The organism is Pseudoalteromonas sp. NZS127, assembly GCF_015864805.1.
GTDB lineage: Bacteria > Pseudomonadota > Gammaproteobacteria > Enterobacterales > Alteromonadaceae > Pseudoalteromonas > Pseudoalteromonas nigrifaciens.
Window position 1 is genome coordinate 43,680 of the sequence record NZ_JADYWN010000018.1, and the last position, 20,930, is coordinate 64,609.

Here is a 20,930-nt window from a genome sequence, read left to right on the forward strand (position 1 = left end):
TATACTTTGTTAGAATACGCGCAAATTTTTAGGAGTTTCATCAATGTCAATGTATGTAGTGGGCCATAAAATCCCAGATTCAGATTCAATATGCGGCGCAATTGCACTCGCTTATTTAAAAAACCAAATTAATGAACCAGCCATTCCAACGCGTCTTGGTGAAGTTTCACCAGAAACTCAATTTATTCTTGATAAATTTGGCTTCGAAGCGCCAGAGCTAAAGCTTAGCTACGCCGGCGAAGATGTGTATATTGTTGACCACACAGAAAAAACCCAAGCACCAGATGATATAGACCAAGCTCGCATAGTCGGCGTGGTAGATCACCATAAGCTTGGTGACCTAACCTCATCAGCACCACTAGAGTGCTGGATCCGCCCTGTAGGTTGTTCAAACACCATAATTAAAATGATGTACGATTTTTACAATGTAGAAATCCCTAAAAACATCGCCGGTATTATGATGTGCGCTATTTTAAGCGACACCGTTATTTTTAAATCGCCAACGTGCACTACTGCCGATATTAAATGTGTTGAAGCGCTAGCAGAAATAGCCGGTATTGACGATCCTAAAGAGCTCGGCATGGAGATGTTTCGCGTTAAATCGGCAGTTGCCGACACGCCTATACGCGACCTGGTTATGCGCGACTTTAAAGACTTTAACATGAACGGCAACCTAGTAGGTATAGGCCAGCTAGAAGTGATCGACCTTGCAGTATTTGACGATATTAAAGCTGATTTAGCGACCGATATTGCCAAGCTTAAAACTGAAGGTAACCGCCACTCAGTATTTTTACTGCTTACCGACATCATGAAAGAAGGCTCAGAAATGCTAATTGCATCAGACGACGCAAACCTAGTAGAGCAAGCTTATGGTGAAAAACCAGCAGACGGAAAAGTATGGCTAGACGGCGTACTGAGCCGTAAAAAGCAAGTAGTACCACCACTACAAGATGCTTTTCAAAAAGTATAATGTAAGCAGATACTAGAGGTCAGCAATCAGACTTCAAAAAAACACCGCGTTTATTTAAACGCGGTGTTTTTATTTAAAATCGTAGTAATCAAATGCTATAAAGTCACACTATCAAACACTACTCTGCTCTTTATTTATGACTAAAACCTGACCACTGCCCTTGAACCTTTAGCTGGCTCTTTCAACTCTTATTTCTGCCTGACCACTTGCTACCTGCTATCTGCTATTTACTTTCAATCACTACCAAATAAATCGCGTGTGTATACTTTATCTGTAATATCACTCAACTCTTCAACCATACGGTTAGAAACAACTACATCAGATATTTGTTTAAATTCATTTAAGTTTCTAATAACGCGAGAGTTATAAAAAACATCTTCTTTAAGCTCTGGCTCATACACCACCATTTGCACATTACTGGCTGCAATTCGCTTCATGATCCCTTGAATAGCAGACGCTCTAAAGTTATCAGATCCCGTTTTCATAACGAGCCTGTAAATTCCAACGACTTTAGGATTTCGTTTAATAATTGAATCCGCTATAAAATTTTTACGTGTGGTATTGGCATCAACAATAGCGCAAATCATATTGTTGGGTATGTCTTTATAATTTGCTAATAACTGCTTGGTATCTTTTGGCAAACAATAGCCACCATAGCCAAACGATGGATTGTTATAATGATTACCAATGCGAGGGTCAAGTCCAACCCCTTGTATAATTTGTTTACTATTTAATCCATGCGCTTCGGCATACGTATCAAGTTCGTTAAAATATGCGACCCGCATTGCAAGATAGGTATTTGAAAATAATTTAATGGCTTCAGCTTCGGTCGACTCAGTAAACAACACTGCTATATCTTGTTTAATCGCCCCTTGCTTAAGTAAATTAGCAAATACAGCAGCACGCTCACTTTGCTCACCAACCACAATGCGTGATGGGTGTAGGTTATCGTAAAGCGCCTTACCTTCACGTAAAAATTCAGGAGAAAATATAATATTGTCTACGCCCAGCTGCGCTTTCATCCGCTGCGTAAAACGCACTGGCACTGTCGATTTAACAATTATTACCGCGTGAGGATTATAAGCCAAAGCGTCGTTTATCACGGCCTCAACAGAGCTGGTATTAAAATTATGAGTGTGGGTATCGTAATCGGTAGGGGTCGCTATAATAATAAAGTCAGCGTTACAGTACGCCATGCTTTTATTAGTTGTTGCAGTAAAACTTATATCATCTCGTTGTAAATATTCACTTATATGAAAATCGACTATCGGCGATTGCTTATTATTTAAAAGGGCTATTTTTTGCTCATCTATATCAAGTGCTATAACCTCGTTATGCTGGGCTAGTAACATGGCGTTCGACAAACCAACATAACCAGTACCTACAACTGTTACCTTCATATTCATCCCTAATATTTAAAATATTCTATATCAGCTAAAAGTATAGTTAAGGCTAAATTATAGGCAAATTGAAAAGTGCAAAAAACACACTAGCAACACACTCTGCCCTTATTTTTATTTCTAACTGAAAACTAATCGCAACCCATTACCTACCCTTGCATTTAAACTAATTAAAACTAAGCTGTTACAAACAATACGTTAAAACACTTAAAAGCTGCTTTCATCTTTAATTGAAAGTTACGGCTAAAAGTAGATCACCGCCCTTTTTAAGCATACAAGGACGAACAATGAAAATGGACGAACAATGAAAATACTGCATCATGGGGCTGTTAATGGCGTTACCGGTTCGTGCCATGAACTAGTGATAAATAACAGCACATCAATACTCATTGATTGTGGACTATTTCAGGGGGAGGATTCAAAAACTGATTTAGCTATTGGGTTTGATATAACTAATGTTACGGCATTAATTGTTACTCATTGCCATATTGATCATGTGGGGCGCATACCGTATTTATTGGCTGCGGGATTTAAAGGGCCTATTTACACCACTAAAGCGTCGGCCAGTTTATTACCACTGGTGATAGAGGATGCATTAAAAGTAGGGGTAACACGCGATCCTAAAATAATTGCTGCCTGTTTAAGCTTGTTAGCCAAGCGTATTGTTGCGGTTGATTTTAAAACCTGGTTTAACTTACCTATCAATCCAAGCGTTAATAATGCTGAAAATACCCAAACAGCCAAAGCACGGTTTCAGCGAGCCGGGCACATTTTAGGTTCAGCCTATGTTGAAATTGACATTCTTGAGAACAAAAGCACTAAAACCACTCCTAACAACACACAAGGTAAAAGTACGCATCGCGTGGTGTTTTCTGGCGATCTAGGCGCGCCCTATACTCCCCTATTACCCACACCTAAGCCGCCGTATAAAGCCGACACTCTAGTCATTGAATCGACCTATGGCGATAAAAACCATCAAGGGCGTAAAGAGCGTACTCAAACATTAAAAAAAGTAATCGAAGGTGCGGTTGCCGATAACGGCGTAGTACTCGTGCCCGCGTTTAGTATAGGTCGAACTCAAGAGCTACTTTACGAACTAGAGCAGTTAATTCACAGCGCACCTAAAAACTCACCATGGCACAGCATACACGTAATACTAGACTCCCCCATGGCGGCAAATTTTACTGAGCAGTACAGAAATTTTAAACATTTATGGGACGCTGAAGCCAAACGCAAAGTTGCCAAAGGCCGCCACCCGCTCGACTTTAAAAACCTAACCACAATCGACACTCATAAAGAGCATGTGGCCATTATTAACTACTTAGCCACTCGCCAAACCCCCGCCATTATTTTAGCCGCCAGCGGCATGTGCACCGGCGGGCGCATTGTAAATTACCTAGCGCGTTTTTTAAGTGACAAAACCACCGACATACTGTTTGTAGGCTATCAAGGACGCGGCACATTAGGGCATGATATACAAACCTATGGCCCTCGTAACGGCTATGTATTTGTAAACGACACTCGCATTATCATAAACGCCAAAGTACACACTATAAGCGGCTACAGCGCCCACGCAGATCAAAATGGGTTAATAAAATTTGTAACCGGCATGCGTAAAAAGCCCAACCATATAAAAATAGTGCATGGCGATGATGATGCGAAAAATGCGCTCGCAAATAAATATCGCGAAATTTTAGGAGAAAAAACATTCGTGGAAATCGCTAAATAATAAAAATTAACCATAGGTAAATGAAGTCTTAGTACACAGTGTGTAAAGCTGCCATTTCGTTCAATTATCCACAATGAAAACTTTTATTAAACAGCATTTAATATTGAACATTTTAATTTTCAAATCATAAAGATCTTCCTCCCTTTTTTAGTCATAATGCGTAGCACATATAAGCGCTGTCGCTTTCTCTGGAATGATACTCTGAGCCAGATGCAAGTATGCCAACCTGGTAAATAATCACCTGTTTGGGGGAATCACGCAATTATACTGACCTAAAGTCATTGCTTCGCTCTCAACGACATCAAAGCCTTTACAAGCAAATATCTACACGTATCATTTTTAAGACTAGTAAATAAAAGGACTCTTCTTGTTTAAACTTCCCTCGACTACCATTGCACTTATTATCGTTTGTAGCGGCTCTATCATAGGGCCACTTGGCATGGCAGGCGTTAACATAGCGATCCCAAATCTCGCTGAAGATTTAAATGCGAGCGCGAAAATGATCGCGTGGATGCCCACCTTGTATTTACTCAGTAGCGTCATGTTTATGCTACCGTGCGGAAAAATAGCAGACAACTATGGCCGCAAACGCGTATATGCTTCTGGTTTAGCCTTAAATGCGCTGGCCTCGCTTATGTGTGCGCTGGCAACATCGATTGAGTGGGTGCTTTTTTGGCGCTTTATACAAGGAGCCGCAGGCGCCATGATTTTTGGTATCGGCGTTGCCATCATAACCTCTGTCACACCTGATAATAAACGAGGGATGGCACTGGGCACCTCTGCGGCATGTGTGTATATAGGGCTCAGTGCTGCCCCGGCAATGGGTGGTTGGCTTACTGAAATGTGGGGATGGCGCGCCGTGTTTTACTCGCAGATCCCACTGGTACTTATGCTGCTCATTACCATTAAATTGTTTTTACAGGGTGAGTGGAAAAACGATAAAAAATCACCGTTTGACTGGTGGGGCACCGTTATCTTCTCGCTTTTCGCACTGTGCTTAGTATTAGGGTTAAGTGATTTACCACGTATGTCAGGCTGGCTTTTAACATTACTTTCAATCACCTTTTTGATGTTATTTATTGTTCATCAAAGTCGCAGCCGGCGGCCACTCATTAGGGTACAAATGTTTTTAGAAAGCCGTGTATTTAGCCTCTCACTGTCTACGTCATTTTTAATGTATGCCAGTAACTTTTCACTGGCCTTTTTGTTAAGTTTGTATTTGCAATACATTAAAGGATTAAGCCCCGCACATGCTGGGAAAATAGTGTTACTCCAAGCGGTTTCAATGGCTATCATGGCGCCACTGGCAGGTAAATTTGCCGATAAAATACAACCACGCTTACTTGCCACATTAGGCTGTATCATTGTTATGATTGGCTTTTTTCTACTTTCTCTACTAACGGTGAACTCAAGCACAACTTATATTAGCGGCTCACTGCTATTATTGGGCATTGGCTTTGGCTTATTTTCGACCCCAAATAACAATGCCATTATGGGCGCAGTAGATAAAAGCGAGCTAGGTGTCGCATCTTCTTCAATGAATTTGTCACGCACGATTGGTAATTTATTTGGTATGAGCTTAATCAACTTAATTGTGCAGTATTACCTTGGAGACAGTACTTTTTCAGCGCAAAATAGCCCCGCATTAATGAGTACCATTTCATTGGCGTTTAAAATGTCTTTAGGATTTGTAATTCTAGCAAGCTGTATTTCTGCACTGCGTGGTCGAGCTTAAATTGTGTTTAAAAATAATTTAAAGTATGTATAAATACTAAATTACGCTTCACGTTATAGAACGAGAATGCCGCAAATACCGTTAAATAGTGTGCTTTTAGGTTTATTTATTCGTGCGTCTGTTTTAGCACTCTTTATTAGTCACATTTCAAACAGGGGACAGAATTGGCCCTTTTTTATAATTAAGTTACATAAAATCAGAAGCTTGATTATAAATCACCTTGCTTTAAATAATCATCAAACACGGCTCAAACTAGGTAAGCAATTGAAATATAAATAAAAAACAAACTAAGCGTCGCAACAATAAAACCCCGTGATATTATCAACTTTATAAGTGCCTATCAGGTGTCGATTTTAGCGCTCTGTGTGGATACGTTTTAAACAAGGACGCGAACTGGTCTTGAATCAACCTCAAACTATTTAAAATCAATCACTTACACTCAAATCACTTCACTTTAAACAGTAATAAAACACGACTCAAACCAAATAAACCATTGAAATTTAAAGAAAACCCATCCAATAGTTCCCGCTATTAGAAGAAAACGCTCCCCTCCCCTCAAACCCTTACACAGCAAGGCTTTGCGCGCGATCTAGCTTTTTGAATGAGACACAAAAACGTCTAATTTTTAACATTTGAGACAGTTTTAATCGTGAAAAATGCGAGTGAAAAGTGTCTCAATCTGGCCATTTACGACACGCTAGCACACTAAAAGTCTGAGATAAAAAAGTGTAAAAATTCACTTTTTAATATACCAACGTATCAATTAATGCCCATAAAAAAGGATTCACCGTGTCTCAATATGGCTATTTCATAGAGTCTTAGCAGCTAAAAGTCTGAGATGAAAAAGTGAAAAAATTCACTTTTTTATTATGTGGTCAGGCGCTTTTTTACCTAATTTAAGGGGGTTTTACGCGTTAAAATGACAACCAGTGAGTCGGCTTGGCGCGCTCAAGCCTGCGATTTTATCGTAGCTTCATCCGTAACTGGTGAAATAGTGAATGTAAAAGTGAATACTCAATGCTAGACGCGCTATACAGCGCCTAAATGGGGTGAAGTCGATAGGTATAGCGTGGTGCTTTTGCGCAAAAGCGCCAATGTTACTCATGTAAATAATCAATATGTGTACATGATGTACCACTTATAAAGAGTCAATAGGTACCTAAAAATCGTTCAGGTAAAACTTGGGCATTTACGAATAAATGCCCAAGAACACTACTGATCCCCTTTACTATGCACGAGTCGATAGAGTACAGGCAGCACTACCAGTGTTAGCAAGGTTGACGATATTATCCCGCCGATGACCACCGTGGCCAAAGGCTGTTGCACCTCTGCACCTATGCCCGTATTGAACGCCATGGGCACAAACCCAAGGCTTGCCACTAGTGCTGTCATTAATACCGGACGCAAACGAATAAGTGCCCCTTCAACAATGCTATTCACTAATTCTCCGGTTTCTAGCAAACGTTGCTTGATGAAGGACAGCATTACCAATCCGTTTAATACGGCAATCCCAGACAACGCGATAAATCCTACCGACGCGGATATGGATAAAGGCATATCCCTTAACCAAAGAGACATTACACCGCCTGTTAATGCCAAAGGGATACCTGTGAATATAATCAACGCATCGCGTATAGAACCAAACGCAATTACCAGCATTGTCAAAATCACAAACAACGTAACCGGTACCACAATCGTCAATCGTTGACTCGCACTTTCGAGCTGCTCAAAGGTTCCACCATAGTCGAGCCAATAACCAGCAGGTAAATCTACTTCATCATTAATTCTCGCCTGAGCTTCTTCAACAAAAGTGCCAATATCTCTGTCACGCACATTTGCTGTGACAACAATACTACGTTTGCCATTCTCCCGGCTTATTTGGCTAGGTACTTCTTTAAATGCAAGTGTGGCTAATTCGCTTATTGGTACATGCTCACCAGAGGGCGTGACTATGGGAACGCTCTCAAGCTGAGTGAGTTCATTTCGAATGTCGTCGGCATATCGCACGACAATTTCAAAGCGTCTGTCGCCTTCAAAAATCATTCCAGCGGTTTTTCCACCTGTCGCAGCATTGAGCCATAACTGCAAGTCGGCTATATCCAAACCAAAGCGTGCCAATTGATTAGGCTTTGGTGTGACGGTGAAGATTGGAATGCCTTCTACCTGCTCAAGCCTCGCGTCATCAGCCCCTTCAATCGTTGAAATAACGGACAAAATGTCAGAAGCAGATGCAAAGAGGGTATCTAAGTCATCCCCAAATAGTTTTATGCCCAAATCTGCCCTTACCCCACTGATCAATTCATTAAACCGCATTTGAATAGGTTGGGTAAATTCATAATTATTGCCGGGCAAGGTAAACAAGTCCTCTTCAAACGTTTCGACTAGCTCGGCTTTAGTCATTGATGGATCGGGCCATTGTTCCCTAGGCTTCAAAATAACAAACGTATCAGTAATGTTGGGCGGCATAGGATCGGTAGCGACCTCACCCGTACCCGTGCGACCGAATACCGTCTGAACTTGCTCATACTGCATAAGTTTCGCTTCAAGAGTTTTTTGCATTTCAACTGCTTGTTCTACCCCAGTCCCAGGGATGCGTATCGCTTGTACTAAGATATCACCTTCATTGAGCTGGGGAATAAACTCGGAGCCTAATTTACTGCCCATCCATAAACTGCCGACAACCAAAGCACTCGCTGCTACTACCACTAGCCATCTAAAACGCAGCGCTCCGGTTAAAACAGGACGATAGACTGCCTTTGCACCTTTAATAATTGGGCTTTCTTTTTCGCTAATTTTACCTCTCATGAAAATTGCTATCGCCGCAGGCACTACGGTAAAACAAAATACCATTGCGGCAAGCAAAGCCATTATCACGGTCGCTGCCATGGGGTGGAACATTTTACCTTCGACGCCAGTGAGCGTGAACAAGGGGATATAAACAATGGTAATGATCAATACACCAAACAAACTGGGGCGTATGACTTCATTAGTGGCTTCATATACAACATTCAGCCTTTCTTTGAGCGGTAGAGTAGCGCCGTTTTGTTTCTGGGATTCGGATAATCGTCTGATACAGTTTTCAACAATGATAACTGCGCCATCGACAATCAAGCCAAAATCCAGTGCGCCTAAACTCATCAAGTTAGCAGACACATCTGTTTTGACCATGCCCGATATCGTGGCAAGCATTGCCAAGGGTATTACAGCGGCGGTAATAAGTGCAGCTCGCACATTCCCAAGCAAAACGAATAGCACAACGATGACAAGTAAAGCGCCCTCGACGAGGTTTTTCTGCACTGTGTCGATGGTTTTGTCAACGAGGCTTGTCCTATCGTAAACCGCTTCAAGGATTACGCCCTCGGGTAAGCTTGTTTTAATGGTTTCGAGCTTACTGTCCACAGCTTTGGCGACCGTACGAGAGTTTTCTCCCACTAACATCATTGTCGTGCCAATCACTGTTTCTTGGCCATTTAACGTGCCGGCTCCAGAGCGCAGCTCTTTACCGAGGTTGATTTGGGCGATGTCTTGAATTTTTACCGGTACGCCATCAATGATCTTAACAACCACTTGGCCGATATCGTCGATGCCCTTAAGTTGGGCTTCCGATCTGATCAGTACTTGTTGCCCATTTTGTTCTACAAAACCAGCGCCTTGATTCGCATTGTTGCGTTCTAGCGCACTGAGAAGGTCACCTGTACTTATCCCAAAGTTTATCATTGCGACTGGATTAGGATTCACATGATATTGCTTTTCAAATCCGCCTATCGCATAAACCTCGGTCACCCCCTCAACAAGCGACAATTGGGGCTTAATTACCCAATCATGGATCTCCCTTAATGCCATAGCATCATAGGGTTGACCGTTGTCCTGTCGCGCCTGAGGCTCAGCACTTAACGAGTACATGTAAATTTCACCCAAGCCTGTGGAGATAGGGCCCATTTCAGGGGTTAACCCTGTTGGCAATTGCGCCGCGATGGCGGTGAGACGCTCGTTGACGAGATTTCGTGCGAAATATAAATCAGTGCCCTCTTTAAACACGACTGTGACTTGCGACAAACCATAGCGTGATATCGAGCGGGTATACGATAAATTAGGCAAACCGGCCAGCGAGGTTTCAACTATAAACGTTATGCGTTGTTCAGTCTCCAAAGGCGAGTAACCTGGGGTTGCGGTATTTATCTGCACTTGCACGTTGGTGATATCAGGCACAGCATCAATCGGCAATTGTTTGTAACTGTACATACCAAAAAAGGCGACAAACAAGGCGAACAACATCATGACACCACGTCGCTCAATGGATAGACGGAGTATTGGTGCTATCATGTTCTCACCTCACCGTTTTTATGGACTTGGCTTTGCTTTTGACAATAAATGCGCAGGTAATTAGTCATCATCGCCCGCCTCCATTTTTAATAAATCAGCTTTTAGTAGATAGCTATTTTCTACAACGACTTGCTGGCCTATTTGAACGCCCTTCACAATCTCTACTAAACGGTTGTCCGTGTTCCCAAGCTTTACTTGGCGGGGGTAAAATCGCTCCCCTTCTTTGACAAAAACAATGGTTTGCCCATCTAACTCTTGTATTGAACTTTTGGGGAGAGCCAGATTGACTTCTTGGAACCCAATCTGAATATAACCCTCTACCATAGCGCCTAAAGGCCAATAACCACTGCCATTATCAACGTTCACAAACGCGATAGAATAAGGTTTGTCATCAGGTGAGGACGTAATGTGGCTTATACTTGATTGTTGCTGCAATTCCTCAAGCCTTAAAGTGACTTCCATATCAGCGGCAATACGAGTACGTTGTTTGGGGAAAATAGCCAATTGAGCAATTGCGCGAGAGTAATTAGCAACAGAAAGCAGTACTTGACCGTTGGTGAGCTCACCATCATTGGCGTGTCTAGCTATGATTTTTCCAGACATCGGTGAGGTGATTGAGTATTGATTTAAACTCTCGTTTGACTCAATGATTGCCAGTGTGTCACCTTTTTCTACTTTATCTCCAATATTCACCATGATACGTTTTACAACACCGTCGAAGCGGGCACGAATATGACTCAGTGACGCAGGATCATGAACTATCCGCCCAAAGGTTCTGGTTGTGAGCGATAATGTTCCTGATGCGGCCGATGCAGTCACGATATCGTGTTCAAGCATCCGTTCTTGAGATAACACTACGTACTCGGGTCTTTCTTCGGCTTCCTCATCGTCATCATCAGCCAGGGCGACAGAAGCAAACAGTAAAGTAACTAGCATGACTAACATGCCAAGCAAGTCACGTGCGCTAGTAACTAATGTAAATTGTGATTTATTCATTATTTTTTCTCTATTCATTGTGATGATTGAGCAGACGTCGAGGGAGAGTCAGAAAACACGGGAATTCCCGTAAGTGCCTCTAGATCTGCGCTTCGAAGGTGAACTAAGCCTGCGGCTTTTATCATAGTTCGTTGCATATCTATGAGTTGCTGTTGCGTTGTCACCCACTCTATGTAGTTGTAGCGACCACTTTCATAGCCATCCCGCGCCAATTTCAATGCAGATTCCAATGTTGGGACGACATTGTCTTGAAGGGTCGTAACAGTGAGCAAGGCTTGGTCTTTTGCGCTAATGACTTGATTTAATTGGCGAGTGAGTTCACGAATTTTCGCTTGTTTTTGATAGTCTATACTGTCAAGCAATGCGCGCTGTTGTTCGTATTCACCTAGATTCCGCTGCTTGGTATTTAACGGCACCGAAATACTGGCGACTAACGCTGTGTCATCAATTCCCTGCATTCTTCGGATACCGGCTTCCCACGCAATGTCGAACTGCTGACTGGCCTGAACCACTCTCAATCTGGCCTCTTGTACCCGATAGTTATCAGCATAAAGCAGAACGTGTGGATTGCTTTGAAGCTGTGAAAGCATATGTTCAAGTGATAGTGAATTTGGAAACGATAACAGTGTCCCTTCAACTTCCGCAAACGCAGCGTTAGTGTCACCCCACATGATGGCCAGGTCGCGTTTATACTCATTGAGTTTTTGTTCACTTATCAATAACGACAAACGCGCCTGCGACAACGCTGACTCTGCACGTTTTTTCTCAAGTGGTGAAGAAGCCCCCGCTTCAACCCGTGTAGAGACTGTCTGAAGCATTGTGCGAGCCAGCATTTCAGCTCGTTGCTCAGTCTTGTGCAACGCTTGTTGGACAATGACATTGATATATCGTCGAGTTGTTTCACCCAAGATGTCCAGCGTACGAATGCGCCGTTGTGTAAGCAGTTGTGCTTTTTTTGAACTCACCACATTCATTCGGCCGCTGACTTTATCTCCAAGCTCGATGACCGACGATAAGGTCAGTGTCAATTCGGCATCTTTGATACCAGACACTTCGCCTGTTCCCAACACATTTTCAACTTCAACCCCAACAGACATTTCAGGTCGTAAGCTGGCCATTTTTGATTCACCATCCAAAGCCGAAGATTTAAATTCGAACACAACTAAATCTGGGTTGTTTGATAATGTGCGTTTGAGCGCATTTTCAAGCGTGATTGAAGACTTTTGCGCATTGGCAGATTGAACAGATATACTCATGGTTACCAGTGCAGCAGATATCAATTTCAGATACGCTGAGCTAGCTTTTTTTATGCCCAATGGGCGTGAAGAACTCATAAAAGAACCTTTTGTTCATAAGATAACGACATTCATGGAAAGCACCCATGCAAACATATAGGAGGGAATGGATTAATGTTGAGGTGGGCGCAAAAGGCCTTCGACTAGGCCGTCAGTGACGTTGCGGGAATAACTGTATTGATTGGTATATAACGGTTTAGATACGTCATTTATTGGGTGCTGTGCCAGAAACTTAATCTGTCCACATTGACACAGCACACAATGGAAACACTTAGACTCTTCACTCGACGTATTATCACCAGCATTTACATTTTTTTCGGGAACATCATAAGTGCCTATCGACTTTGATTGTTCAGGGACTGACGATACCTCCGCAGGGTAGTCATCGCATTGAGCGGCGAACGAAAAGCCCGATTGACACATGAGCAAAGTAATAAGTAGCCATGCCAACCTACGCAGTTTTGATGTGCAATTAAAAATTGGCATGTTCTTATCAACTTTGCGCATTAAGCGCTCGCTGTCTTTCATTTCCAGCATCTTCGAGGATCATTTTTGCCCCGCGCAACACAACGCACGAAACTATCACACCGATAACCAGATCAGGCCATCGAGAATCGAGCCAAAACACCAAAACGCCAGCAGAGATAACACCTAAGTTGGCAATAACATCGTTGGCTGAAAATATCCAGCTTGCCCGCATATGCACTTCTTCATTTCTTTGTTTGCGTATGATCACAAGACAAATGACATTAGCAACCAGTGCAACTGCCCCCATAGCCATCATTAGTCCCGATACAGGTTCGCTACCGTAAATTGACCGTCTTACAATATCAATGATAATCAACACACCCAGTGCCATCTGAAAAAAGCCGCTAATTCTAGCCGCATTGGCTTTGTGCAATAGCGATTTACCAATAGCATAAAGGGCAACACCATAGACAACTGCGTCGGCGAGCATATCAAGTGAATCGGCTATTAATGCGGTTGAATTAGCAAGCAACCCGATCCCCATTTCTATAACAAACATTGTCGCGTTTATTCCCAAAAGCCAATACAAAACCTGTCGTTGAGACTGGTCTTTTATTTCAACTTCGCACCCACATCCGCTCATTAGAAACACACTCTTTACTGATGAATAGTATGAGTATAAAGTCTATACTTGGTATAGAGTCAACGGTTAGGAGAAAAAAATGAAAATTGGTGATGTCGCAAAGACGACAGGTTGTAGTATTCAGACCATTCGTTTTTATGAAAAGAAGGGGCTCTTGCCTGAGCTTAAGCGCTCAAGTGGAAATTATCGTGTCTACGACAAGGGGACTATTGAACAACTCCTGTTTATCAAACAGTGTCGTTCATTAGATATGTCTATCATGGAAGTAAAAACGCTAATGGACAGTCGTTCGAGGCCAGATCAGAGCTGTTCAAATATCAATACGTTAATAGCTAAGCATTTATCAGACGTCATTATTCGCATTGAAGAGCTAAACGTATTAAAGTCATCACTCGAAAATATGGCGTCATCGTGTGACCAAGACAAAACCATTAGGGACTGTGGTATTTTAAATTATTTACACACTTAAAATTGTAAGAAGAACACAATTTCACTGTGCGCGCTCACCTTAACTTGTATCTATCGGCTAACATTCGTCATTTGTATAGAGCTATTTAATATTAAACCTGCCCTTAGGGTATTTATGTTAACTCACTTTGGGGCAAAGGCGAGTTAAATACATAACCCGCCTCTGGACATAAACAAGTTAGCAGTCCTTTCACTTGTTGCGTTTGTTAGCTATACCTTACTCATAATAGTTCATTCGCCACGATTCTAGCATGCCCCATAACTTTAGCTGCTAATTGAAATACCTCTTTGACTGTTACTTGATGTTTTTCTGCTAAGTCGAAAATTTGTTCAGTTTTTTGCTCAAATCCGTAAGCTGGATCAGGATAACGGCCAGCCCAATAAACGTAATGAGTTAGCAACTCCAAAATAGCCATATCTTTTTCAGATAGGTTAGGCACAAAATCAGCCAACTTATGAAGCTTGTGATGTCGGTGTTTTTTTTCTTCGCTGATGTATATATCAATACCTTTTATCATTATCAGCATAGCTTTTAAGCAAATTTCCAAGCTATAACCAACAATCATTAAACCAGTTGCTTTGAATTGACCATCGCAAATCCCACGCATATTCTCTGGGAAGTTTTCAAATTCAGGGTTACTTGTTATCACTATGGATGCGGCTTTACTGAGGGCTTCAGCTTGAGTAAGCCATAATACAGGATTTTTTAATTCTTCCGCAGTAGCGGGCTTTTCGATATCAATATGTTCGAATCCTGCCATTTCTGCTAATACCCCCCATCGTATTCTTCCGAGTGAGCTATAACCAAATGGGTCGGCTTCAAACTTCTTTTTACTGGGTTTTATATATTGATCAAATCCATTCATTTATACAAATCCTAACGAAATATAGCTAACGCATTGTTAAGGAAATGATAATTCAAGTACGAGAGTCTCTACTACTGTACTTTTCTCCTCTGTTCTATCACTTTTAAAACAGGTGCATTATCAACTTCTTTTGGAATCACAGGAGCATCCTCTAACTGGATAGCAGCAGATTCCATACTGTTAATCTCAACTTCCCACGCATTTATAATATTTAGCGAGTCCAACTTTATATAACTGTTAATTGAGTTTGCTGGCTTGTACATTTTTCCCTTATCTATTGTGCCATAACTAAGCCTACAACTCTTTTTCTTTTCAAGAGCACTTACAAAGTTTCTGAGATTATCGCCTGATGCTGGTGTCATAGTATTTAAGCGACTTATCATAGTTGTTTGCTTTGATAGAGAAGAAGCATCAAAGTTTTCACAGATCTGTACACGATAGTTATTCGGCTCTTTAGTTGAAACCCCCTTCAAAATATTGACTTGCAACCTTGATTGCCTATTTTCAATACCAACTTCATCTATCAAATCTTGAAATACTTGGTCACCAGCACCTTCATCTGAAAAAATTAAATCTATACCCGTTGTCCCATCGGGATATAAAGAAAAACCGACACCTTTCCACTTTGCTTTGTCCCATAGTCTAGGTTTTATTAAACTCTGTACCGTAAAATCGCCATGTTTCATTTTCTCTGGTTCCATCAGCTCAATTGGAATGTCAGTAGTCCCTCGCTTTAATTGATTAGACTCTTCGGTTTCTAGTTTTGTTTTTGGATAATCTTTATCCCAATCCAACTCCCTTTTTAATACAAACTTATCACTGCTCTCACAATTGAAAAACTTTTGAGCATCCTTCAGTGCTTCCTTTCCAATAACGTTGTAAGTTGCCGCAAAGCTCGAAGCAAATGAGACCGAACGTTCCATCCCCTTATCATCAGCAATTAGCTCTTTAGCAAATGACTTAGGATCATTTACATAAAATATTCTGCATAGAATATCGATCAAGAACTCGCTCCCCCAATTATGCAAAGCAAGTTGAGCATTTTTGTTTATTGTTTCGACTTCAAAACTTGAACAAGTAACAATGACGCGTAATAACCCGCCACTATCATCTATTTCATGCGAAACAGACAGCTCATCTTCATCATCTGCGATGATTTCAATTTCTAATTTGGATTCTTTTGCGTGCAGGTTGTTTAGATGTCCTGTAGCAAAAAATGACTCAACAATAGATAAGATTGACTCCGACAGCTCCAAATATGGAGTTCTCATAGGGTAGCTAATAAATATCTTACAACCTAAAACATTTGTTTCTATTTCTCCACGCCTGACGCTTATATCCTCTAAATTCGCTTTACTGATACCAAAATCGTAGTCCCGAACAAGTACTAAATAGTCTAGTAATTCTTTTTCATTTTTATCTTTGAATACTTCTTTCAGATCTTGATCATATCCAAGTGCAAACTGTAAAAAGCCAGATGAATTTAGCAACCCAAGTCGAATAAGTGATTGTGGTATACATTCCAGTGTCTTGAGGCTTTCTAATCTTTCATTGAGCAAAAGGTGACTGATATAGGCGTCAATTCTGGTTGTTTCATTCTCACTAATTAAGCTTTCACCTAATCTGGATTGAACAACCAATGATAATTCATACCATTGTAGAGATTGTCCTAGCCTCCCAAGTCGCAATTCAATCCAGCAGAGTCGAATGAATGACTCCACTTGCTTTTCATTAAGAAAATCATGTTTCCAAAAGTCATCAATTAGCAAAGAAGAGGCAAATAAAGCGCTGGCTCTTGCCGCCCACAAGAGACCAACAGATTCATACGCTGAGGAAATAGCGCGAAGCCCCAAGATCACAGCTTCACTAGATTCTTCTTTATACAACCCAGAAAGAGCTTTGCCAATAAGAGTAATTGCCTGCAATGGCTTACCTGTTTCAAGCCTTTTAAAACCGCGCTTTAAGTATTTGATTGCTCCCTGTACTTCTCCATCACGTTTTGAAGTGCTTTCAATGAGATAGTCCATTAAATCTTCGTATTCAACAACTTCATGAAAAAAATCATCCATTTCGTTAAATGTTGCAAATACTTGTTCAAATGGATACCCAACTAAGTGTTCACTTTTCTCGACAATTTTCTTTAAGCTAGCAAATATGGGAGCAGTATCACTCACCGAATTCATTTGTTGAAGCTTAAGCATTTCAATATGCGTTTCAGCTAATAGGGCGTTGCTTGGTTTCGTATCATCAGAAGCGATTTCTTTCAGCTTCGTTAAAACTGTTTCATTAATTTCATCTATTGATACATTGCCATCAAATCCTGTGATTTTTATGTGTCCCCTATACACGTTTAATAAAGTGACAACTTTCTCCCATTTGGTTGAACTCTCTGAGTCTGAGATGCAATCAATAGACTTCACCAAGTTTTGTTCTACCAATTCAATATCTTCTAACCAAAAATGTGCTTTCCATGCATAGCCATAATAAGCATTAAGACGTTGCTGGTTGGAGCCAAACTTTTCTGCAACATTAATTGCTCTGTCATATAATCCTCTGCATTCCAACTCAGGCTTTTCCAATTCTGTACTTAGTTCAGCTACCCTTAAGAACCAATTAACTTGTTCTAGAGTAATATTTTTAGGTTCTACTTCAGTTGAAATCTTTTTATTTAGAGATTCAAGCTCTACATCCTTCCTGTAGTCACCAGCACCCAAAGTAACATTACGCTCATAAGATACAGGTATAGATAAAGTTTCAATTGCAATGTCTTGTAAATTATTTTTGAAAACCTGATCAAGTAACCAACTGCGATCTAGAATACGAACATCAAGATCAAACTCTTTTGAAAGCTTGTCCTCTAAATCACTTCGTTGATCCGATTTAACAAACTGGTTTGTTACATTAAATGCCTTAACATAACCTCGATTCGTGCCAGCAATTTTTTTTACATCTTCCTTGCACTTTGCTTTCCAGTCTTTTCTGGTGCTTACACCAAACGCCCAACGCTCCTTATGTGAAGACTCATTAACCCCTTCATACCACATCAACCTATTTTGCTCAGAAACAGGAAATGTTTGAGTATCCGTTTTTCCGTCTCCACCTGCGACAGGTCCAGTTTGCTCTAACAAATTTGAGCAAATAACTTTTTCACAAACAGCTTTTGAAAATGATTCAAATTGAAGCTCCTGACTTCGGTTATTCAGGGAAGACAAGTAGTATTCAAGAAAAGCCCTATCAAGAGTTCCGGTCTCTTCCACGATTGAATCTGAGAATTTTTCTGGCCGTCTTTTTCGAAGAAACTCTTTTGGAGAAAATTTATTAGCTGCTTCCATGTTATTTAACTCTTTTTAGCTGTTTAACAATGTGTTGTTCCTACACCAATTATCACTTCGTAATTTTCTATTGCCAAGTAATAATTATGGATACTTTAGATTTCCCCAGCAGTAAGGTGAGATTTCTTGTATGCGCATTCAAGTTCAGGATTGGTTGCGTGGGTGCAGACCATTGTAGTCGAGATTACTTTTCAACTCATTTTGGGGCAAAGGCGAGTTAAATACATAACCCGCCTCTGGACAGAAACGATTTAGAGCTGAAGTTCGGCTCCGCGGCACTTTCGGCCCTACACCCCAATGTACTATCTATGATAAGTAGTTAGAAAGCAGACCTTCGGCAACGAATTGAAAGAATACCACGCGTTGCGAATCACTCTTAAACAGTTTGTTATAAAAAATTGCACCGCAAGCAAATACATGCTATATAATGCCCAGTTTACACAACATTTTTGTTGGGGAAGGGGTTTGTATGATTCCAGATTTTGACAGTACGGGAAATTTACCAGAAGGGATCCACTTAGCTTCTATGGAAGAGCTTGTAGATCGCTTTGGCTATAACCCTAAGCGAGCATGGCTGATTGATGGTTTGAAGCTATTAATATGTGCATTGCAGAAAGCTAACTGTCCGCTGGTATACATAGACGGGAGTTTCGTAACTTCAAAAGAAATTCCAGGCGACTACGATTTATGTTGGAGCCTTATTGATGTGATTGAAGAAAAAGTAGATCCCGCACTTTTAGATTTTAGCCCTAAGGGGCGGGCAACAATGGAGCAGAAGTATCGCGGTGACATTTTCCCTGCAGAACTTCCGGAAGGTGGTTCTGGCAAATTATTCGTAGATTTCTTTCAGGCTGATAAAAATACAGGTGAAAAGAAAGGCATTGTGGCGATTAAAATTGGAGGTTCATTATGATTAAGAATAACAAACAACTAGCATTAACAAGAAAGCGTGTCGAAGAGTTTTCTGGTGCTATTGAAAAGTTACAAGCAGAAGAACCAAGATTTTCTCCACTTTTAGCAAAAGCTCAGATTGACGCTTTAATTTGTCAACGTGATGAGTTAGTTCAGCAAGCCGAGGAATACGAGCATTTATTGTCAGGTGATCTAGTTGTTTTTGATGTAAATAGCCTTGCTGATTTACCAAAAGCTCTAATCATGGCTAGAATTTCGATGGGGTTAACTCAGAAAGATCTTGCTGAAAGACTAGGGATGAAAGAACAGCAAATACAGCGATATGAAAACACTGAATATAACTCAGCGAGTTTCAAAACATTAGTATCCATCGTAGAGGCACTAGATCTAAAAATTACTGAAGACGTATTTTTACCTAAAGAATCTAGAGAGAAAAATATTCTTCTATCTAAATTAAGTGATGCTGGCTTAGATAAAACGTTTATTGAAAAACGTATTGCACCAAGAGATGTGATGTCATTTGATTACGGGCTATGGGTACAAAAGACCGTCGAGAAATTGAGCTCTATTTTTGGTTGGACAAAAGAATTGTTACTTGGGGATGCACCTCTAGTTATTGGGCGCGATGGTTCAATGGTTGCTCGGTTTAAAATGCCAGTAGGAGCAAATGAAGTATATACAAGTGCTTATACCCAATATGCATATTCTATTGCCAATATAGTTGCTAATAATTGTTCTCTCGACCGAAAGACAATCCCGCAAGAACATAATGTTGTTCGCGAGTCTATATTAGAAACATACGGCGAGATTACATTTGAATCTATTCTATCTTACGTAACAAGCTTAGGAACCCCAGTAATTTCATTAAATGATTCTGGTGCTTTTCATGGCGCAACTTGGCGTATTCAAGGCAGGAATGTAATCGTGTTAAAGCAAAAATCGAGACACAATTCTAAGTGGATGTTTGATTTATTGCACGAACTATATCATGCAAGCCAATCGCCTGAACAAGAAGAGTTCTCTATTGTTGAGTTAAGCGAAACTAGTGATGAAAGGCGTAACGATCAAGAAGAAATTGACGCTAATAATTTTGCAGCTAAGGTTCTTCTTGGAGAGAATGCCGAATCATTTATTGAAGAATGTTTTAAAAATGCAAATGGAAAAATTTCATGGTTAAAGGGCTCAGTAACTCAAGTTGCCGAGAACTATCAATTAGACTGCGGTGTTTTAGCTTATCAAGTAGCAAATAAGCTCGATGCAATTTCAAAGAAAACAGGAAATAACGTTAACTGGTGGGGAGCTGCTCATAACTTACAAACAAGTACATGTGAGCCTAATACTTTATGCTTTGAAAATTTACTTTCTCATATCTATATCGAACGATTAAACACTGAAAATAGAGAGCTTATTGAGCAAATATCTGCCGAATAATTTAAAGGTCAGCACTTTGATGCTGACCTTTTTTTGTATAACAATTTAAGAATGCGCAAATTGTTCATTTTCCTGAATATAGGTTAAAGTCATCAAGAGCTAAATTTATAAACAGTTTAATTGTGCGAAGTTTACTAGTTTGTTGGTCGTCAGTCCGCTATGTAGAATCAAAAAAATAATAATGCCTTAATTCTCATCACCGGTCCGTAGTTCGCTCGCAGCCGCCCTTAGAGTATTTACGTTAACACATTTTGGGGCAAAGGTGAGTTATATTGATAAATCGTCGATGGACAATTATAAGTTAGTGTCGACGGGCGGTTCTGTGCCATACAGCGGTCGTTAACGCTTCGCTAAGCGGAAAA

General features: G+C 40.7%; 13 protein-coding genes. 6 read left to right on the top strand and 7 right to left on the bottom strand.

The window, feature by feature from the left end:
• Positions 1 to 43: 43 nt before the first annotated feature.
• The gene (locus tag I6E78_RS14800) at positions 44 to 970 is read left to right on the top strand and encodes a manganese-dependent inorganic pyrophosphatase (RefSeq protein WP_182684086.1); all 927 of its coding nucleotides are present in this window, start codon (positions 44 to 46) and stop codon (positions 968 to 970) included.
• Between the two features lie 233 nt (positions 971 to 1,203).
• On the opposite strand, the gene I6E78_RS14805 is transcribed toward I6E78_RS14800, so the two are convergent.
• Entirely contained in the window at positions 1,204 to 2,370 is a 1,167-nt protein-coding gene (locus tag I6E78_RS14805) for a nucleotide sugar dehydrogenase (RefSeq protein ID WP_011327154.1), read from the bottom strand.
• 361 nt (positions 2,371 to 2,731) lie between these two features.
• Between I6E78_RS14805 and I6E78_RS14810 the strand changes: the two genes are divergently transcribed.
• Both I6E78_RS14810 and I6E78_RS14815 read left to right on the top strand, forming a co-directional pair.
• The gene (locus I6E78_RS14810) at positions 2,732 to 4,099 is read left to right on the top strand and encodes an MBL fold metallo-hydrolase RNA specificity domain-containing protein (protein ID WP_370446737.1); all 1,368 of its coding nucleotides are present in this window, start codon (positions 2,732 to 2,734) and stop codon (positions 4,097 to 4,099) included.
• A gap of 367 nt (positions 4,100 to 4,466) precedes the next feature.
• On the top strand, positions 4,467 to 5,834 hold the full coding sequence (locus I6E78_RS14815) for an MFS transporter (RefSeq protein ID WP_089367729.1): 1,368 nt from the start codon (positions 4,467 to 4,469) through the stop codon (positions 5,832 to 5,834).
• A 1,212-nt stretch (positions 5,835 to 7,046) separates the two neighbouring features.
• Here the strand turns inward: I6E78_RS14815 and I6E78_RS14820 are convergent.
• The 4 genes from I6E78_RS14820 to I6E78_RS14835 form a co-directional block, all read right to left on the bottom strand.
• Positions 7,047 to 10,157: an efflux RND transporter permease subunit gene (locus I6E78_RS14820; protein ID WP_197182801.1), complete on the bottom strand. Its 3,111-nt coding sequence runs from the start codon at positions 10,155 to 10,157 to the stop codon at positions 7,047 to 7,049.
• A 60-nt stretch (positions 10,158 to 10,217) separates the two neighbouring features.
• A complete protein-coding gene (locus tag I6E78_RS14825; protein WP_036973832.1) occupies positions 10,218 to 11,153 on the bottom strand; it encodes an efflux RND transporter periplasmic adaptor subunit in 936 nt (311 codons plus the stop codon).
• Positions 11,154 to 11,167: 14 nt separating this feature from the next.
• A complete protein-coding gene (locus tag I6E78_RS14830; protein WP_051501955.1) occupies positions 11,168 to 12,487 on the bottom strand; it encodes a TolC family protein in 1,320 nt (439 codons plus the stop codon).
• A 454-nt stretch (positions 12,488 to 12,941) separates the two neighbouring features.
• On the bottom strand, positions 12,942 to 13,559 hold the full coding sequence (locus I6E78_RS14835; protein WP_010554767.1) for a cation transporter: 618 nt from the start codon (positions 13,557 to 13,559) through the stop codon (positions 12,942 to 12,944).
• 79 nt (positions 13,560 to 13,638) lie between these two features.
• Between I6E78_RS14835 and cadR the strand changes: the two genes are divergently transcribed.
• Complete coding sequence (gene cadR, locus I6E78_RS14840; RefSeq protein WP_024606396.1) at positions 13,639 to 14,028, top strand: Cd(II)/Pb(II)-responsive transcriptional regulator; 390 nt, start codon at positions 13,639 to 13,641, stop codon at positions 14,026 to 14,028.
• A 220-nt stretch (positions 14,029 to 14,248) separates the two neighbouring features.
• On the opposite strand, the gene I6E78_RS14845 is transcribed toward cadR, so the two are convergent.
• Positions 14,249 to 14,893: a hypothetical protein gene (locus I6E78_RS14845; protein ID WP_197182802.1), complete on the bottom strand. Its 645-nt coding sequence runs from the start codon at positions 14,891 to 14,893 to the stop codon at positions 14,249 to 14,251.
• A gap of 71 nt (positions 14,894 to 14,964) precedes the next feature.
• Positions 14,965 to 18,225 (bottom strand): hypothetical protein, encoded by a 3,261-nt coding sequence (locus tag I6E78_RS14850; RefSeq protein WP_197182803.1) that lies wholly within the window; start codon positions 18,223 to 18,225, stop codon positions 14,965 to 14,967.
• A 469-nt stretch (positions 18,226 to 18,694) separates the two neighbouring features.
• Between I6E78_RS14850 and I6E78_RS14855 the strand changes: the two genes are divergently transcribed.
• On the top strand, positions 18,695 to 19,138 hold the full coding sequence (locus tag I6E78_RS14855) for a DUF6932 family protein (RefSeq protein WP_182679186.1): 444 nt from the start codon (positions 18,695 to 18,697) through the stop codon (positions 19,136 to 19,138).
• Positions 19,135 to 20,568 carry a helix-turn-helix domain-containing protein gene (locus I6E78_RS14860; protein WP_024606399.1) on the top strand — a complete coding sequence of 478 codons (1,434 nt, stop codon included), beginning with the start codon at positions 19,135 to 19,137 and terminating at the stop codon, positions 20,566 to 20,568. Before I6E78_RS14855 ends, I6E78_RS14860 begins: the two co-directional genes overlap by 4 nt.
• The last annotated feature ends 362 nt before the right edge of the window (positions 20,569 to 20,930 follow it).

Excerpts from the sequence above, each read along its gene's own strand:
- I6E78_RS14800 (WP_182684086.1), top strand. The coding sequence starts at position 44 with ATGTCAATGTATGTAGTGGGCCATAAAATCCCAGATTCAGATTCAATA.
- I6E78_RS14805 (WP_011327154.1), bottom strand. The coding sequence starts at position 2,370 with ATGAAGGTAACAGTTGTAGGTACTGGTTATGTTGGTTTGTCGAACGCC.
- I6E78_RS14820 (WP_197182801.1), bottom strand. The coding sequence starts at position 10,157 with ATGATAGCACCAATACTCCGTCTATCCATTGAGCGACGTGGTGTCATG.
- I6E78_RS14825 (WP_036973832.1), bottom strand. The coding sequence starts at position 11,153 with ATGAATAAATCACAATTTACATTAGTTACTAGCGCACGTGACTTGCTT.
- I6E78_RS14830 (WP_051501955.1), bottom strand. The coding sequence starts at position 12,487 with ATGAGTTCTTCACGCCCATTGGGCATAAAAAAAGCTAGCTCAGCGTAT.
- I6E78_RS14835 (WP_010554767.1), bottom strand. The coding sequence starts at position 13,559 with ATGAGCGGATGTGGGTGCGAAGTTGAAATAAAAGACCAGTCTCAACGA.
- cadR (WP_024606396.1), top strand. The coding sequence starts at position 13,639 with ATGAAAATTGGTGATGTCGCAAAGACGACAGGTTGTAGTATTCAGACC.
- I6E78_RS14845 (WP_197182802.1), bottom strand. The coding sequence starts at position 14,893 with ATGAATGGATTTGATCAATATATAAAACCCAGTAAAAAGAAGTTTGAA.
- I6E78_RS14850 (WP_197182803.1), bottom strand. The coding sequence starts at position 18,225 with ATGGAAGCAGCTAATAAATTTTCTCCAAAAGAGTTTCTTCGAAAAAGA.
- I6E78_RS14855 (WP_182679186.1), top strand. The coding sequence starts at position 18,695 with ATGATTCCAGATTTTGACAGTACGGGAAATTTACCAGAAGGGATCCAC.
- I6E78_RS14860 (WP_024606399.1), top strand. The coding sequence starts at position 19,135 with ATGATTAAGAATAACAAACAACTAGCATTAACAAGAAAGCGTGTCGAA.